Below are 16,995 nucleotides of genomic sequence, written 5' to 3' on the forward strand. Positions count from 1 at the left end.
GATGACGCCTTCAGCGCCTGAAGTCGTTGAAAAAAGTAGTCGATTCTAGCGCTTTAGCATCGCGCGTATATCCGCCAGGGCACTGTTGCCGCGAACGACTTTGACTTCCGTCGGCGTGTCGTCGTTGCCTTCCCAGGCCAGGTCGTCCGGTGGCAGTTCATCGAGAAAGCGGCTGGGGGCGCAGTCGATCACTTCGCCGTACTGCTTGCGCTTGGCGGCGAAGGTGAAGGCCAGCGTCTGGCGTGCCCGGGTAATGCCGACATAGGCCAGGCGCCGTTCTTCCTCGATGGTGTCGGCCTCGATGCTGGAGCGGTGCGGCAGGATTTCTTCTTCCATGCCCATGATGAACACGTAGGGAAACTCCAAGCCCTTGGAAGCGTGCAGCGTCATCATCTGCACGCCTTCTGCGCCGTCTTCCTCTTCCTGCTGGCGCTCGAGCATGTCCCGCAGCACGAGTTTGCCGATGGCGTCCTCGACCGTCATGTCCCCGTCTTCGTCCTTTTCCAGGGTGTTCTTCAACGCCTCGATCAGGAACCAGACGTTGCCCATGCGGTAATCGGCGGCCTTGTCGCTGGAGCTGTTGGTGCGCAGCCAGTTCTCGTAATCGATGTCCATGACCATGCTGCGCAGCGCCGAGATCGGATCTTCCCCGGCGCACTGTTCGCGGACCTTGTCCATGAAGCGCTTGAAGCGCGCCAGGCGATCGGTGAAGCGGCTGTCCAGATGTTCGCCCAGGCCGATTTCATCGGTGGCGGCGTACATCGAGATCTTGCGCTCGGTGGCGTAGTTGCCGAGTTTTTCCAGGGTGGTCGAGCCGATTTCCCGGCGCGGCACGTTGATCACCCGCAGGAAGGCGTTGTCGTCGTCCGGGTTCACGATCAGGCGGAAGTAGGCCATCAGATCCTTCACTTCCTGGCGCCCGAAGAAGCTGTTGCCCCCCGACAGGCGATAGGGGATCTGGTGATGCTGCAATTTCAGCTCGATCAGCTTGGCCTGGTAGTTGCCGCGGTACAGGATCGCAAAGTCGCTGTACGGGCGGTCGGTGCGCAGGTGCAGGCTGAGGATTTCCATGGCCACGCGCTCGGCTTCGGCGTCTTCGTTGCGGCAACGGATCACGCGGATCTCGTCGCCGTGGCCCATCTCGCTCCACAGTTGTTTTTCGAACTCGTGGGGGTTGTTGGAAATCAGCACGTTGGCGCAGCGCAGGATGCGGCTGGTGGAGCGGTAGTTCTGCTCCAGCATCACCACTTTGAGCGACGGATAGTCGTCCTTGAGCAGCATCAGGTTTTCCGGCCGCGCGCCGCGCCAGGCATAGATCGACTGGTCATCGTCGCCCACCACGGTGAACTGGTTGCGTTTGCCAATCAGCAGCTTCACCAGCAAATACTGGCTGGCGTTGGTGTCCTGGTATTCGTCCACCAGCAGGTAGCGGACCTTGTTCTGCCATTTTTCGAGAATGTCGGCGTGGTCCTGGAACAGCTTGACCGGCAGCAGGATCAGGTCGTCGAAGTCCACCGCATTGAACGCCTTGAGGGTGCGCTGGTAGTGGGTGTAGACGATGGCGGCAGTCTGTTCCTTGGGGTTGCGGGCGTTCTCCAGGGCTTCGGCGGGCAGGATCAGGTCGTTTTTCCAGGAACCGATCATGTTCTTGATCTCGTCCACGCCGTCGTCGCCCGAGTATTCCTTTTGCATGATGTCGGTCATCAGGGCCTTGACGTCGGTCTCGTCGAAAATCGAGAAGCCCGGTTTGTAGCCCAGCCGCGCGTGCTCCTTGCGGATGATGTTCAGGCCCAGGTTGTGAAAGGTACAGACCGTCAGGCCGCGGCCTTCGCCGGCGCGCAACAGGCCGCCGACCCGCTCTTTCATTTCTCGGGCGGCCTTGTTGGTGAACGTCATGGCGACGATGTATTGGGCACGGATGCCGCAGTTCTGGATCAGGTGCGCGATCTTGCGGGTGATTACGCTGGTCTTGCCGGAGCCTGCACCGGCGAGCACCAAAAGAGGGCCGCCGACATAGTTCACGGCTTCTTGCTGCCGGGGATTGAGTCGGGACATGACAGAGTCAGGGAGTCGTTTGCGAAATGGGCCGGCATTTTAACAGGCTCTGAGAATTGTGCTGCTCTGTCCGACTTGTGACGCACGCAGGATTGTCATTTGCCGCTTCTGCCACTTTCACGCAGGATGGGGACCCAATTGGGTCCCGCGCAGCATTTCGAGCGGGAAAAACCGCCGAAAGCGCGTGTTTGAGAACCGTTGGCATTGGTCATTGCCCATCGGCAGGTCATAATGCCCGGCGCCTACCACCTTGCAGAGTCTAGGGAGTCAGCTTGTCAACGCCTGTCGAACCCTTGCGTTTGCTGTTATTGGCCCAAGAGCCAGAGTGGTCAGCGATACTGCGCGAGTGCCTGGTGCCCTTGGGGTCCTCGGTCGTGTTGATCAGCACCCCGAGCTGGGAGTCCGTCAGCAGCCTGTTCGAAGACAATCGCAACGCGGTATTGCTGACCGTTGCGGCGTTGCAACCGGCGCCGGGCCGTTGCAGCCTGCCGACCATCCTGCTGCTCGAGCACGAGCCGGCGGTTGCCCCCGACGGCGCCAGCGACTGGTTGGTGCGTGACGTTCTCGACAGCGCGACCCTGCGTCGTTGCCTGCGCCATGTGCGCGAGCGCGGCGTGCTGGAAAACACCCTGCAGCGCCTCGCCGAGCAGGATCCATTGACAGGCATCGCCAACCGCCAGGGTTTCCAGACATTGCTGGCGGCGCGCCTGGCGGAAAACGACGGCCGAGGCTTGGCCCTCGGTCACCTGGACCTGGACAACTTTCGCCACGCCAACGACGCCCTCGGTCACCAGGCCGGCGACCGCTTGATCCTGCAAGTGGTGGCGCGGCTCAAGGGGTCGCTCGAAGCCGGCGATCAGTTGGCGCGGCTGGGCAGTGATGAATTTGCCTTGCTGATCGACACCCGCCGCGCCCCGCAGCGGGCCGAGTGGATGGCCGAGCGTATTACCGAAGCCTTGGCCGAACCCTATTGGGTGGACGGCGAAAGCCTGCTGATCGGTTGCAGCCTGGGCGTCGCCCATGCTCGCGCCCAGGCCGGTGCCGATCCGCTGATGTGGCATGCCCACATCGCCATGCAGCAGGCCAAGGGCACCCAGGGCTGCACCTTTCATATCTTCAACGAACGCATCAATCGCAATGCCCGCAGCCTTGCCGACCTGGAAAGCGAACTGCGCCGGGCCCTGCGCCGCGACGAGCTGGAATTGCATTACCAGCCGCGACTGGACCTCGATGGCGGCCACATCGTCGGCCTCGAAGCCCTGGTGCGTTGGCGCCATGGCGAACGCGGCTTGCTGCCACCCAGTGAGTTCGTGCCGCTGGCCGAACAGAGCGGCCTGATCGTGCCGTTGGGCTACTGGGTGATTTCCCGGGCGTTGCGGGACATGCAGGCCCTGCGCGAACGAGGGCTGGCGCCGTTGCACATGGCGGTCAACCTGTCGTTCCGGCAGTTCCAGGACAGCCAGTTGCTGCCGACCTTGAGCCGGCTGATTGCCGAGCGGGGTGTCGAGGCGCAATGGCTGGAGTTCGAACTCACCGAAACCGCCGTCATGCGCCGCAGCGAACTGGTCAAGCAGACCATGGATGCCCTGGGCCGCCTGGGGGTACGCTTCTCCCTGGACGACTTCGGCACCGGGTTCTCCTCATTCGTGCACCTCAACAGCCTGCCGATCGCCTTGCTCAAGATCGACAAGAGCTTCGTCGGCGGCATGGAGCAGCGCGAAGAGAACCGCAAACTGGTGCACGCCATGATCAACCTGGCCCATAACCTCAACCTGGAGGTGGTAGCCGAAGGTGTGGAAACCCAGGAACAACTGGACCTGCTACGTGGTTTCGGTTGCGACCAGGTGCAGGGCTTCCTGATCAGCAAGCCGTTGCCGTTGCCGGAACTGGTTGAGTACTTGATGTTCGAGGGTGATCAGCAGTCCACACACGACGTCGTGATCTGACACAAAACCTTGTGGGAGCGAGCTTGCTCGCGATAGCGGTATGTCAGTCAAAATCGATGTGACAGACCTATCGCCATCGCGAGCAAGCTCGCTCCCACAAAGGGATGGATTTCACTTGGCCTGAATGGCTTCGAAACCGGGCTGCCCAGCCTCACTGCGAATCATCCGTTTCATCTTCCATTCAAACGCTGCCGTCAGGCTCACCGCCGCGCAGGCCAGCCCCAGGGCCAGGCCCCACCAGACACCGGTCGGTCCCCAGTTCAGGTGGAACGCCATCCACCACGCCGACGGTGCGCCGATCAGCCAATAGCAACCCAGGCCCACCAAGAAGGTGGTCTTGGCGTCCTTGAGCCCGCGAATGCAGCCCATGGCGATGGTTTGCGTGCCGTCGAACAGCTCGAACCACGCCGCCACCGCCAACAGGCTCACGGCCAGGTTGATCACGTCGCGGAACGCCGGGTCATCGTGGTCCAGGAACAAGCCGATCAATTGATGGGGCAACAACCAGAACACCATGGCGAATGCCAGCATCGCGGCCGCGCCAAAACCAATGCCGACCCGACCGGCCAGGCGCGCCCTCCACAGCTGTCCGGCGCCGTAGTGCTGGCCGATGCGCATGGTGATGGCGTAGGACATTCCGGCCGGCACCATGAACGCCACCGAGACGATTTGCAGGGCGATCTGGTGGGCCGCCAACGGCGTGCTGCCCATGGTGCCCATGCACAGCGCGGCGAACGCGAACAGCCCGACTTCCACCGCATAGGTGCCACCGATCGGCAGGCCCAGGCGCCACAGCTCCTTGAGGTATTGGCGATTGGGCCGCGACAGCCCATCCAGCAGCGGATAGGCACGGTAGGCCGGGTGCCGATGGATGTGCCAGGCCAGTGCCAGGGCCATGCAGTTGGCGACAATGGCCGTGACCAGGCCGATGCCCATCAAGCCGAGTTTTGGCAGGCCGAACATGCCGGTGATGAGCGCGTAGTTGAGCAGGAAGTTGGCCACCGTGCCGCCGAGGCTGATCACCATGACCGGCGTGGCCCGGCCGATGGCGCTGGTGAAGCCGCGCAGGGCCATGAAGCTCAGGTAGCCGGGCAGGGCGAACGGCAGCGCCAGCAGGAACTGGCCGGCGGACAACACGTTGGTTTCGGTCTGGCCGAACATCAGCAGCACGGGCTTGAGGTTCCACAGCAGCAACCCGGCCATCAGCGCCATCAACCAGGCCAGCCAAAGCCCGGCCTGGGTCAGCCGGGTGGCGCCTTCGACATCGCCCGCGCCCTGGCGGATCGCGACCAGGGTGCCCACCGCGGCGATCACGCCGATGCAGAAGATCGACACGAACGAATAGGTGGCCGCCCCGAGCCCGCCTCCGGCGAGGGCTTCGGGGCTCAGGCGCGCCATCATCACGGTGTCGGTGAGCACCATGAGCATGTGCGCCAACTGCGAGGCAATCAACGGCCCCGCCAGCCGCAGGATGGCCCAGAGTTCGGTACGCACCGGATGCCGCATGATCATCACACTCCATGTTCAAACAAGGCAGTAAAGCGACGATTCTCGGCGCTCTTGGCGGATTGCACAAAAGGATAAAAAAGATCGCTGGCATGATTAAAACTCATGCTGGATGGGTTTCTGGTAGGGTTTGCAGACCACGCCATGGAGCTTTTGCGATGTCCCGTCGTCTTCCTCCTCTTTATGCGTTGCGAGCATTCGAAGCCGCGGCGCGCTATAGCTCGTTCACCCGGGCCGCCGAAGAGCTGTCGATCACCCAGAGCGCGGTTAGCCGGCACATCCGCACGCTGGAAGATCACTTTGCCTGCCGGCTGTTCCAGCGCAGCGGTCGCAACCTGCAGTTGACCGAGGCGGCGCGGTTGCTGCTGCCGGGCGTGCGCGAGGGTTTCATGGCGCTGGAGCGGGCCTGTCACACCTTGCATGGCGAAGACGGCATCCTGCGCATGAAAGCGCCTTCCACGCTGACCATGCGTTGGTTGTTGGCGCGCCTGAGTCGCTTCCGGCATTTGCAGCCCGGCAACGAGGTGCAACTGACCAGTGCCTGGATGGACATCGATTCGGTGGACTTCAACGTCGAGCCCTTCGATTGCGCCGTATTGCTGGGCAACGGGCATTTTCCGGCGGATTGGGAGGCCAGTTTGCTGTTTCCCGAGGAATTGATCCCGGTGGGCGCGCCGAACCTGTTGAACGATCAGCCCTGGGATGTGGCGCGACTGGCCAGTGCCGAACTGCTGCACCCGACGCCGGATCGCCGGGACTGGCGCAACTGGCTGCAACGCATGGGCCTGTCCGACAAGGTCTCGCTCAAGGGTGGACAGGTGTTCGATACCCTGGAGCTGGGCATGATCGCGGCCGCGCGTGGCTATGGGGTCTCCATGGGCGACCTGCTGATGGTGGCCGAGGACGTTGCCCAAGGGCGCCTGAGCCTGCCATGGCCGACGGCTGTCGCCAGTGGGGAACACTATTACCTGGTCTGGCCGAAAACCCGGCCGGGAGGTGAACGTTTGCGCCGGCTCAGCGACTTCCTTCAGGGCGAGGTCAAGGCCATGCAACTGCCCGATGTAGAGCGTCTGAGCTGAAACGTTGAAGTTGGCGTGCTAGCCACGTGGCACTAATCCGTGCAAACCGCTCAAGTATTCGGCTTTGCCGCCGAATCGGTGAACATGGAACCCTCGTTCAGAAAGGGCCTACATACACCTCACCCGAATAAAATGCCGAGCGTGCGACGTGATCAGAATGATCCGGTCTCTCGGCCAGGAGCCGTCATGTCTCAACCCCGCGCCCGGATCGCCTCACAGCTAGGCCTTGCCCTCGCCGTGATACTGGCGATCGTGATCTCCGGCAGTACCGTCTTCGCCTTGCGTTCGCTGGACGCTGCCAACCTTGCCACCCGTGAAGAGCACTTGGCCAGCGAAGCGCGCCTGATGGCCGACCAGCTCAATACGTTCCACAGCACCCTGCGCGAGAGCACCCAGCGCTTGGCCGGTCTGTTCGAAAAGCGCTTCAGCGCGGGCCTGAGCGTGCATCCGGACCAGCCGGTGACGGTGGCGGGCGTACAAACCCCAGGCTTGAGCCTGGGTGGCGAAGTGTTGAACAACAACTTCAAGGAAGTGGATGACTTCAAAGCGATGACCGCCGGGGTCGCCACGATATTCGTGCGCAGCGGCGACGATTTCATCCGCGTCAGTACCTCCGTCAGCAAACAGGACGGTGCGCGGGCCATCGGCACCGTGCTCGACCGCGCCGGCCCCGCCTACGGTCCGGTGATCAGCGGGCAGAGCTACATTGGTCGGGCCCTGCTTTTCGGACGCTTCTATATGTCGCAGTACACGCCTGTGCGCGACAGCAGCGGCAAGATCATTGCCGTGTTGTATGTAGGCTTCGATTACACCGATGCGCAGAACGCACAGTTCGAAAACCTCAAGCGCTTCCGTATCGGCCAGACTGGCTCCCTGGCGCTGTTGGACGAACAAAACAAATGGCTGGTGCCGCCCGCCGGCGTGCAGGCGCTGGACAACGCTACCACGGCCATTACCGGCTTGATCAAACAGCCGGGCAAGGGCGCGTTCTGGGCCGATACCGCCGAAGATTTCTACAGCGTTGCCGTACCGTTCGAGGGCGGGCCGTGGGCGGTGGTGGCGAGCATGCCGAAAACCGAGATCCGCGCCGTGACCTGGAGCGTCGGCATTCAACTGGCCATTGGCAGCCTGCTGGCGATGCTGTTGGCGGTCGGTTCGGCAATGTGGTTGTTGCGTAGCAAACTGGCGCCGCTGGGGGACTTGGTGCGCCAGGCCGAAGCGTTGGGCGCCGGCGACCTGAGCGTGCGCCTGAACGTGTCGAGCCATGATGAAATCGGTCAGTTGGCCCGTGCCTTCAACCAGATGAGCCAGGCCCTGTCGACCATGGTCGAGCACATCCGCAAGGCCTCCCAGGAGGTCAACAGCCGCGCCCAGGCCCTGTCCGGGTTGTCCAGCGGGGCGTACGAAGGCATGGAGCAGCAATCCGGCGAAATCACCAGCATGGCCGGTGCGGTGGAGGAGTTCAGTGCGACCTCCCTGAACATTGCCGACAACATGGGCAACACCGAGCGCCTGGCCCAGGAAAACGCCCAGCAAACCCGCATCGGCCGGACCTCGATGGATGAAGCGTCGTCGTCCCTGGAGCAAATCGCCGGCGCGCTGAACAGCACGGCCACGGTCATCAATACCCTGGGCCAGCGTTCCCAGGAAATCGGCGGTATCGTGGGGGTCATCACCTCGATTGCCGAGCAGACCAACCTGCTGGCTTTGAACGCGGCCATCGAAGCTGCCCGCGCCGGCGAGCAGGGCCGTGGTTTCGCCGTGGTGGCCGATGAAGTCCGCAGCCTGGCGTCCCGAACTCGCCAGGCCACTGACGAAATCTCCAGCATGATCAACAGTATCCAGCAGGAAACCGGCAATGCCATCAGCACGATGGAACAGGGCAACCTGTTGATGCAGGAAGGCCTGTCGCGCAACGCCAATGTGGCCGCGGCCCTGGCGCGAATCGACGAGCAGAGCCGTTCGGCTGGCCAGCAATTCGCGGCGATCACCACCGCCACCCAGGAACAAAGCAGCACCGCGACCCTGCTCAGCAGCAACCTGCAAAGCATCGCCATGGCCAACAGCGAACAGCGCCAGGTGGTCTCGAACCTGGCGGTCACCGCCAAGGAACTGGAAAAGCTGGCCCAGGACCTGCGTCAAGAGGTTGATCGGTTCCGCTGAAGCCTCCTGTCACAAGCCCGCTTCCAGAGATTCGGTGGAAGCGGGCTTGCTTGCGATTGAGACTGCCCAGCCAACATCATCTCAATCCGACCCACCGCTATCGCGAGCGAGCTTCCACAGTTTGATTCCCAGTGAATACGAAACCCGGGCCACCCTCGATTCCCTGTGGGAGCGAGCTTGCTCGCGATGACGGCTGTCCAGCCAGCATCATTTCTATCTGACCTACCGCTATCGCGAGCAAGCTCGCTCCCACAAACGCTGCTGATCGGGTAGTCATGCTTTTTTAAGGGAGTTGCTGTTTTTAAGCTTGCTGAAACGTTTCTTCAAGTCTATAAAAACCGCACAACTCCAATAAAAGGTCGCGTCCATGACTCCGCTCAAACTCCTCGTTACCCTTGGCGCCTTGGGCGCTGCCTCCCAGGCGATGGCTTGGGATTACGTCCTGCTGGATACCGATAAAGCCGCCCAACCCTGGCAAATCACCAGCCAGCAGCTCGGCGTGAAAACCGACAAACCCTTCTCCGTGACGATGCGCACCCTGCACGGTGGCCGGCAAGAGGGCGTCAGCATCGTTGATATCGACAACGGCACCCTGAAGCTTTCAGTCGTCCCGACCCGTGGCATGAATGTGCTGCAGGCGTCGGTCGGAAGTGTGCGCATGGGGTGGGATTCGCCGGTCAAGGAAGTGGTCAATCCGGCGTTCATCGAGCTCAACGGTCGCGGTGGGTTGGGTTGGCTCGAAGGTTTCAATGAATTGGTGACCCGCTGTGGCTACGAATGGGTCGGCCATCCCGGCATGGACAATGGCGAGCTGCTGACCCTGCATGGTCGCGCCGCTAATATTCCGGCCAACAAAGTCACCTTGCACATCGATGAAAAACCACCCTACGCCATCACCCTGCGGGGCGAGTTGAAGGAGCAGGCGTTCAAGAAGGTCGATTTCTCGGTGCAGACCGAACTGGTCACCGAACCCGGCAGCGTGACGTTCGCGCTCAGCGACACACTGACCAACAACGGCGATTACCCGAAGGAATACCAAGCGCTCTACCACAGCAATTTCAGCACGCCTTTCCTGGAGCAGGGCGCTCGTTTCGCGGCACCGGTCAAGCAGGTCTCGCCGTTCAACGACAAGGCCAAGGGCGACTTGCCGGATTGGCAAACCTACCGGGGCCCGACCAAGGATTACGACGAAACCGTCTATAACGTCGTGCCCTACGCTGACGCCAAGGGCGATACGCTCACGGTCCTGCACAACAAGGCCGGCAGTCTTGGTGTGTCGGTAGGCTTCAACACCAGCACGCTGCCCGTGTTCTCCCTGTGGAAAAACACCGATACCCAAGGCCAGGGCTACGTGACCGGGTTGGAACCAGGCACCAGTTTTTCCTATAACCGCCGGTATCAGCGGCCATTGGGCCTGGTGCCCACGATCGGACCGAAAGAGCACAAGCAATTCCAGATTCACTACAGCCTGTTGGCAGACAAGGGTGCAGTGGATAAGGCGCTCAAGCGCATCGATGCGATCCAGAACGGTCAAAAAACCGAGGTCCGGGAAACACCATTGGTAGACCTGAGCAAACCGTAAAAGCGGTTCAAGCCGTAGCCGGCCGATACTGCAACGCTTCGGCCAGGTGCTCGCGGCGAATGTTCCCCGCTTGCTCCAGGTCCGCCAGTGTCCGGGCGACCTTGAGCAAGCGGTGGGCGGCGCGCAGCGACAGGGTCAGCCGTTCGCAGGCGGTTTCCAGCCAGGTTTCATCGGTTGTGGATAACTTGCAATGCCGGCGCAACCCCGGTAGATCGAGGAAGGCGTTGGCGCAGCCCTGGCGGCGGTGCTGGCGTTCCCGAGCTTCGGCTACGCGCTCGGCGACCGTCGCCGTATCGTCCCCGGCTTCGAGCCTGGGGTTCAATGCCGTGGCTTCCCGGGCGACGGTCAGGTGCAGGTCGATACGGTCCAGCAACGGGCCGGAGAGTTTGTTGCGGTAGCGCTGCACCATCTCCGGTGTACAGGCACAGCGGCCGCTGGGCTCGCCGAGATAGCCACAGGGGCAGGGGTTCATCGCCGCCACCAGTTGGAAACGGGCAGGGAAGCGCACGCGATCCCGGGCGCGGGAAACCACGATGTGGCCGGACTCCAGCGGTTCTCTCAAGACCTCCAGCACCTTGCGGTCGAATTCCGGCAACTCGTCCAGAAACAGCACGCCATGATGGGCAAGGGTAATCTCCCCTGGCTGCGGTTTCGACCCGCCACCCACCAGCGCCGGACCGGAAGCCGAGTGGTGCGGCTGGCGAAACGGACGTTGCGGCCAATGGCTCAAGGGCACGCAACTGGCCACCGACTGGATGGCCGCGACCTCCAGGGCCTCGCTCTCGGCCAGTGGCGGCAACAGCCCTGGCAAGCGGCTCGCCAGCAAGGTCTTGCCGGTACCCGGTGGCCCGCTGAACAACAGGTTGTGGGCCCCCGCGGCAGCAATCAGCAAGGCCCGCTTGGCCCCGGCCTGGCCTTGTACTTCATTCAGGTCGGGGTAGGGCTTGCTGGCCGAGAGCAGCCCATTGGACACGAACGGCTCGACTGGCGTGTGGCCGTTGAAATGCGCCACCGCTTCGAGCAGATGATCCACGGCGATCACTTTCAGCCCCGAGGCCAGGCAGGCTTCCTCGGCATTGGCCCGTGGCACCACCAGCATGCGCCCGGCCTTGCGCGCCGCCAGCGCCGCGGGCAATACGCCACGCACCGGACGCACCGCGCCGGACAAGGCCAGTTCACCAAGGCATTCCACGTCATCCAGCGTCAGGGTCGGCACTTGCACGCTGGCCGACAGGATCCCCAAGGCGATGGCCAGGTCGAAGCGGCCGCCGTCTTTTGGCAGGTCCGCCGGCGCCAGGTTCAGGGTGATGCGCCGCGCCGGAAAATTCAGCCCCGAGTTGATGATCGCGCTGCGCACCCGATCCTTGCTTTCCTTCACCGCCGCCTCCGGCAGGCCAACCATCGTCAGCGACGGCAAGCCATTGGCCAGGTGGACTTCAACGGTAACGGCAGGAGCCTCGACCCCCACTTGGGCGCGGCTGTGGACAATGGCGAGCGACATGAATCGTTCCTTGAGTGAATGGGGTGCCGCGTCCTGCGACTTTTGAAGGGTAGTCGTGGGGAAGAACTTGGGCGCAGCAATCGAGGGGAGAAAATTTGGCAGGATGTTTCGACTGCCAGTGACAGCCGAGGCGGCAAGCGCGATACGGTTCAGCCGATGCCGTCCTTCACCCGCCCAGGCGAAATGCCCGGGACCGGCCTAGACTCCGATTTGCCCAGTCGGCACTTGGCGGTATCAACGGCACAGGGAGGAAGTGGCCATGAACGATCTGCTGGCTCTGTTAACCGACAAGCGCTTCATGCCCCATGGGCACTGCTACATGTGGCGGCCGGATCTGCTGTGGACCAATGTCATTGCCGATGGTTTGATCACCCTGTCCTACGTCACCATTCCCTTCACGCTCCTGTACTTTATCCACAAGCGCAAGGACGTGCCGTTCGACTGGATGCTGGCGGCCTTTGGTGTATTTATCCTGGCCTGCGGGACCAGCCACGTGATGGAAATCCTGACCATTTGGCAGCCTTATTACTGGTTGTCGGCGCTGGTCAAGGTGATCACCGCGATTGCCTCGGTGATTACCGCCATCCTGCTGGTCCGGCTGGTGCCGGTGGCCCTGAAGATCCCCAGCCCGCGGCAATTGGCCAAGGTCAACGAAGAGTTGCGCGAGGCGCAGGCCGAACTGGTGACCACTGCGCGCCGGGCCGGCATGGCGGAAATCGCCACCAATGTGCTGCACAACGTGGGCAATGTGCTCAACAGCGTCAACGTGTCGGCCCAGGTCCTCTACGAGAAGGTGCACACCTCCAAGGGGCCCGGGGTGGCCAAGGTCGCCCAGTTGATGAAGGAGCATCCCGACGATCTCGGCGACTTCATCAGCAGCGATCCGAAAGGGCGCACGCTACCAGACTATCTCGACAAGCTGGCCGACGCGCTGGCCGTCGAGCAGCAAGGCATGATCGCCGAGTTGGCGCAGTTGACCCGCCGAATCGACCACATCAAGGAAATCGTCGCCACCCAGCAATCCTATGCCGGCAATGCCAGCGTCCTGGAGTCGGGCTCGCTGCGAGAGCTGGTCGAGGATGTCGTGCGCATTTGCGATGTGTCCCTGGCCCGCCACCACATCACGCTGATCAAGGAATTCAGCGATATCCCGCAAATGCCACTGGACAAGCACCGAGTGCTGCAGATCCTGGTCAATCTGATCAACAACGCCAAGCAGGCGCTGGACGCGGGTGTGAACCGGCCGCCGCGGATCATCCTGCGCCTGAAGGTCGTTGGCGATGGGCGCGTGCGGGTCGAGGTCGAGGACAACGGCGAGGGGATTGCGCAGGACAATCTTGCGCGGGTGTTCGAGCACGGCTTCACCACACGTGTCGACGGTCACGGTTTTGGTTTGCACAGCTGCATTCTGGCGGCGCACGAGATGGGTGGCGATCTGACGGCGCAGAGCGCGGGGCCGGGCAAGGGCGCGCTCTTTATCCTGGAACTGCCGCTCACGCTTGTGCAAGGCGCATCGCAGCGGGCCGCAAGTGGTTGAGGCGCCTATTCCTGGGCCGGAGCCAACCGCGCTTCCAGCTCAGCGACCTTGGCCTCCAGGCTTTCGAGCCGCGCTCGGGTCCGGGCCAGCACGACCATCTGGCTGTCGAATTCTTCCCGACTGACCAGGTCCAGCTTGCTGAAGCCGCTTTGCAGCAGGGCCTTGAACTGGCTTTCGATTTCGCTTTTGGGCAGCGGCGTGTCGCCACTCAAGATACGGGAGGCGTGGCCGTTCAGGGCGTCGAGGAGGTCTTTGGGCGCAAGCATGTGCAGGTGTCCTGGAAACAATGGCGGGCAGTGTACCACGCAGTGTCTATAGTCAATTCGCCAGCCAGGGATGCACGCTTTTCGCGCATGGGGCCGGGCGGCGCTGCACTGTTGTTGTGCGTATCGCTGCGGTTCGTGGTGCGGTGCACGTCGAGCCGGTGGCCAAGGGACTGAAATCAGTGGGTTTGGGTGCAGATGGCAAGGTTTCTGCTTAGAGGCTGATGACCCATGCACTGATGCAGTCGCTGTGACGAATGCAGTGCAGCAGGCGGAACGGGGAGTTTCGTCAGGATCGGTTAACTGGCACCTGTCGGGCAACTTGGGCCGACGACGCGTTACAAAGCCAGGCACTGCGCTTAGACTTGAGTCGGGTTTGTTTTCCTGGGGCAAGTCCACCAATTCGGGAGAAAGTTTCATGAAGCTAGTCACTGCCATCATCAAGCCGTTCAAGTTGGACGACGTGCGCGAGTCGTTGTCCGAGATCGGCGTGCAGGGCATTACCGTTACTGAGGTCAAAGGCTTTGGTCGGCAGAAAGGTCACACCGAGCTGTATCGCGGCGCGGAGTACGTGGTCGATTTCCTGCCCAAGGTGAAGATCGATGTCGCCATTGACGACAAGGATCTGGACCGGGTGATCGAGGCAATCACCAAGGCCGCCAACACCGGCAAGATCGGTGACGGGAAGATCTTTGTGGTCAATCTGGAACAGGCTATCCGCATCCGTACCGGCGAAACCGATACCGACGCTATCTAAGCCGCCAAACCCAACGCCCCAGGAGAAAACAATATGACTCTGCGTAAATTCGCAGGGCTAGGAGCCCTGTTGTCCTTCGCAATGCCCGGCCTGGCCATGGCAGAAGAAGCGGCAGCCCCCGTCTTGAACTCCGGCGACACCGCCTGGATGCTCACGGCCACGATTCTTGTACTGTTCATGACCATTCCAGGCCTGGCACTGTTCTACGGTGGCATGGTCCGGTCGAAAAACATTCTTTCCGTGATGATGCAGTGCTTTGCCATTACCGGTCTGATCAGCATCCTGTGGGTCATCTATGGCTACAGCATCGCGTTCGACACCACCGGCATGGAGCAGGGCGTCGTCAACTTCAATTCCTTCATTGGCGGTTTCGGCAAAGCGTTCCTGGCGGGCGTCACGCCAGCCAGCCTGACCGGCCCGGCGGCCCTGTTCCCTGAGGCGGTGTTCATCACCTTCCAGATGACGTTCGCCATCATCACCCCGGCCCTGATCGTCGGTGCATTTGCCGAGCGGATGAAGTTCTCCGCCATGCTGATCTTCATGGGCGTGTGGTTCACCCTGGTGTATGCACCGATTGCGCACATGGTCTGGTCCGGCAACGGCGGCCTGCTGTGGGACTGGGGCGTGCTGGACTTCGCTGGCGGCACCGTGGTGCACATCAACGCCGGTATCGCCGGTCTGGTGGCGTGCCTGGTACTGGGCAAGCGCAAAGGCTTCCCGACCACGCCAATGGCACCGCATAACCTGGGTTACACCCTGGTGGGCGCGGCCATGCTGTGGGTCGGCTGGTTCGGCTTCAACGCCGGTTCCGCCGTCGCCGCCAACGGCACTGCCGGCATGGCGATGCTGGTGACCCAGATCGCTACCGCTGCGGCGGCGCTGGGCTGGATGTTTGCCGAGTGGATCACCCACGGCAAGCCAAGCGCGCTGGGCATTGCCTCGGGCGTGGTGGCCGGCCTGGTTGCAATCACCCCGGCTGCCGGCACCGTGGGCCCGATGGGCGCCCTGGTCATCGGCTTGGCGGCGGGTGTGGTGTGCTTCTTCTGCGCCACCACCCTCAAACGCAAGCTCGGTTATGACGACTCCCTGGATGCCTTCGGCGTGCATGGCATCGGCGGTATTCTCGGCGCGATCCTGACCGGTGTGTTCGCCGCGCCGGCCTTGGGTGGCTTCGGCACCGTGACCGATATCGGCGCGCAAGTGTGGATTCAATTCAAGGGCGTGGGTTTCACGGTGGTCTACACCGCGATCGTCACCTTCATCATCCTCAAGGTCCTGGACGCCGTCATGGGTCTGCGTGTCACCGAGGAAGAAGAAGCTGTGGGCCTGGATCTGGCCCAGCACAACGAACGTGGCTACAACCTGTAAGTACACGCAATAAAAAATGCCCGGTTCGCCGGGCATTTTTTTGTCTGGAATTTGTCATTGCTCACAAGGTGTGGCGGTTTTTCCGACGCCTTTTGTTGTGGATGCGACATGGGTTTTTATACCGCCAAAGGCTTACATCGAAGCAAGAGTATTAGGGCCTTTGTTTTTTCCCAGAGCGCGCTAGAATGCGCGCCGAACGTGCGGAGATCTGTATGTGGCAACAGACGCTGATAACCCTGCGGGCAAGGCCCCGGGGCTTTCATCTGGTGACGGACGAGTTGCTGGCCGGCCTGCCTGAACTCCAGGCGTGTCGTGTCGGTCTGTTGCATCTGTGGCTGCAGCATACCTCGGCCTCGTTGACCATCAACGAGAACGCCGATCCGGCGGTACGTCGAGACTTCGAACGATTTTTCAATCGGCTGATCCCACAAGGAACCGCCGGTTATGAGCACAACGACGAAGGCCTGGACGACCTCCCGGCGCACTTCAAGGCCAGTGTGCTCGGTTGCCAGCTCAGCCTGCCGGTTACGGCGGGACGGCTGGCATTGGGAACCTGGCAAGGTGTTTATCTGGGCGAGCACCGTGATCACGGCGGTGCTCGTAAGGTCCTCGCCACCTTGTACGGTGAAGGGGCATAACCGCTGATTGCCAGCGGATGTTGAATTTTTTCCGGCAGCCTTCGAACAGATGGCGAAGCTGGGCTATAACTAATCTGCTTTTCGCAAGTCATGAGGTAGAACATGAGCGACGATGATCTGGAAAACGACGACCTTGAAGTAGGCGACGAAGACGAGACCGAAGAAGGCCTTGAAGCGGTGGCTGAGGACGTTGCCGACGACGATGGGGCCGATGTTCCGGCACCTACCGCCAAGGGCAAGGCCAAGGCCGCGGTGTCGGTCGACGAGTTGCCGAGCGTAGAGGCCAAGAACAAGGAGCGTGATGCGCTCGCCAAGGCCATGGAGGAGTTCCTGGCCAGGGGCGGTAAGGTGCAGGAAGTGGAAGCCAACGTGGTCGCTGATCCGCCCAAGAAGCCTGACAACAAGTACGGCAGCCGCCCTATCTGAGTATCGGCTTCTTGCTTGCTGAAAAAGCCCGCCGTCGCTGCGGGCTTTTTCATGGGCGCGATTCCCAGGCCAAGCACATTCCTTCCTGTGGGAGCGGGCTTGCTCGCGAAAGCGGTTTAACGCTCAACAGGTGAATGCCTGGTACACCGTCTTCGCGAGCAAGCCCGCTCCCAC

The 16,995-nt window shown here is 62.0% G+C and carries 13 protein-coding genes and 1 pseudogene; 10 read left to right on the forward strand and 4 right to left on the reverse strand.

Annotated features, from left to right (window positions below):
• Positions 1-45: 45 nt before the first annotated feature.
• Positions 46-2,055 carry a DNA helicase Rep gene (gene rep / locus BM321_RS15045; RefSeq protein ID WP_025216114.1) on the reverse strand — a complete coding sequence of 670 codons (2,010 nt, stop codon included), beginning with the start codon at positions 2,053-2,055 and terminating at the stop codon, positions 46-48.
• A 272-nt stretch (positions 2,056-2,327) separates the two neighbouring features.
• On the opposite strand from rep, the gene BM321_RS15050 reads away from it, so the two are divergent.
• Entirely contained in the window at positions 2,328-4,001 is a 1,674-nt protein-coding gene (locus BM321_RS15050) for a putative bifunctional diguanylate cyclase/phosphodiesterase (RefSeq protein WP_092443000.1), read from the forward strand.
• A gap of 111 nt (positions 4,002-4,112) precedes the next feature.
• Here BM321_RS15050 and BM321_RS15055 read toward each other — a convergent pair whose 3' ends face one another.
• On the reverse strand, positions 4,113-5,507 hold the full coding sequence (locus BM321_RS15055) for a NorM family multidrug efflux MATE transporter (protein ID WP_092443037.1): 1,395 nt from the start codon (positions 5,505-5,507) through the stop codon (positions 4,113-4,115).
• Positions 5,508-5,665: 158 nt separating this feature from the next.
• Here BM321_RS15055 and BM321_RS15060 point away from each other — a divergent pair, with 158 nt between their 5' ends.
• From BM321_RS15060 to BM321_RS15075, 4 genes and pseudogenes are all read left to right on the forward strand, one after another.
• Complete coding sequence (locus BM321_RS15060) at positions 5,666-6,586, forward strand: LysR substrate-binding domain-containing protein (RefSeq protein WP_092443001.1); 921 nt, start codon at positions 5,666-5,668, stop codon at positions 6,584-6,586.
• Between the two features lie 345 nt (positions 6,587-6,931).
• Positions 6,932-7,846 (forward strand): annotated as a pseudogene (locus BM321_RS31310) (Cache 3/Cache 2 fusion domain-containing protein); the annotation flags it as partial.
• Positions 7,847-8,026: 180 nt separating this feature from the next.
• A complete protein-coding gene (locus tag BM321_RS31315) occupies positions 8,027-8,749 on the forward strand; it encodes a methyl-accepting chemotaxis protein (protein ID WP_371856627.1) in 723 nt (240 codons plus the stop codon).
• Between the two features lie 367 nt (positions 8,750-9,116).
• Positions 9,117-10,331 carry an aldose 1-epimerase family protein gene (locus tag BM321_RS15075; protein ID WP_092443003.1) on the forward strand — a complete coding sequence of 405 codons (1,215 nt, stop codon included), beginning with the start codon at positions 9,117-9,119 and terminating at the stop codon, positions 10,329-10,331.
• A gap of 7 nt (positions 10,332-10,338) precedes the next feature.
• Here the strand turns inward: BM321_RS15075 and BM321_RS15080 are convergent, their stop codons facing one another.
• Entirely contained in the window at positions 10,339-11,832 is a 1,494-nt protein-coding gene (locus BM321_RS15080) for a YifB family Mg chelatase-like AAA ATPase (protein ID WP_072406038.1), read from the reverse strand.
• A gap of 259 nt (positions 11,833-12,091) precedes the next feature.
• On the opposite strand from BM321_RS15080, the gene BM321_RS15085 reads away from it, so the two are divergent.
• Positions 12,092-13,369, forward strand: a complete 1,278-nt coding sequence (locus BM321_RS15085) for a sensor histidine kinase (protein WP_092443004.1) — start codon at positions 12,092-12,094, stop codon at positions 13,367-13,369.
• A 5-nt stretch (positions 13,370-13,374) separates the two neighbouring features.
• Here the strand turns inward: BM321_RS15085 and BM321_RS15090 are convergent, their stop codons facing one another.
• Complete coding sequence (locus BM321_RS15090; protein WP_092443005.1) at positions 13,375-13,635, reverse strand: accessory factor UbiK family protein; 261 nt, start codon at positions 13,633-13,635, stop codon at positions 13,375-13,377.
• Between the two features lie 415 nt (positions 13,636-14,050).
• On the opposite strand from BM321_RS15090, the gene glnK reads away from it, so the two are divergent.
• The 4 genes from glnK to sutA all read left to right on the forward strand — a co-directional run bounded on the left by glnK (position 14,051) and on the right by sutA (position 16,821).
• A complete protein-coding gene (glnK, locus tag BM321_RS15095; RefSeq protein ID WP_002555808.1) occupies positions 14,051-14,389 on the forward strand; it encodes a P-II family nitrogen regulator in 339 nt (112 codons plus the stop codon).
• 33 nt (positions 14,390-14,422) lie between these two features.
• Positions 14,423-15,757 carry an ammonium transporter gene (locus BM321_RS15100; RefSeq protein WP_092204738.1) on the forward strand — a complete coding sequence of 445 codons (1,335 nt, stop codon included), beginning with the start codon at positions 14,423-14,425 and terminating at the stop codon, positions 15,755-15,757.
• A 212-nt stretch (positions 15,758-15,969) separates the two neighbouring features.
• Positions 15,970-16,395 (forward strand): secondary thiamine-phosphate synthase enzyme YjbQ, encoded by a 426-nt coding sequence (locus tag BM321_RS15105; RefSeq protein WP_003177301.1) that lies wholly within the window; start codon positions 15,970-15,972, stop codon positions 16,393-16,395.
• 102 nt (positions 16,396-16,497) lie between these two features.
• The gene (gene sutA / locus BM321_RS15110) at positions 16,498-16,821 is read left to right on the forward strand and encodes a transcriptional regulator SutA (protein WP_092204737.1); all 324 of its coding nucleotides are present in this window, start codon (positions 16,498-16,500) and stop codon (positions 16,819-16,821) included.
• The last annotated feature ends 174 nt before the right edge of the window (positions 16,822-16,995 follow it).

The organism is Pseudomonas sp. NFIX10 (assembly GCF_900111955.1).
In the GTDB taxonomy this organism is placed as follows: Bacteria; Pseudomonadota; Gammaproteobacteria; order Pseudomonadales; family Pseudomonadaceae; genus Aquipseudomonas; species Aquipseudomonas fluorescens_AA.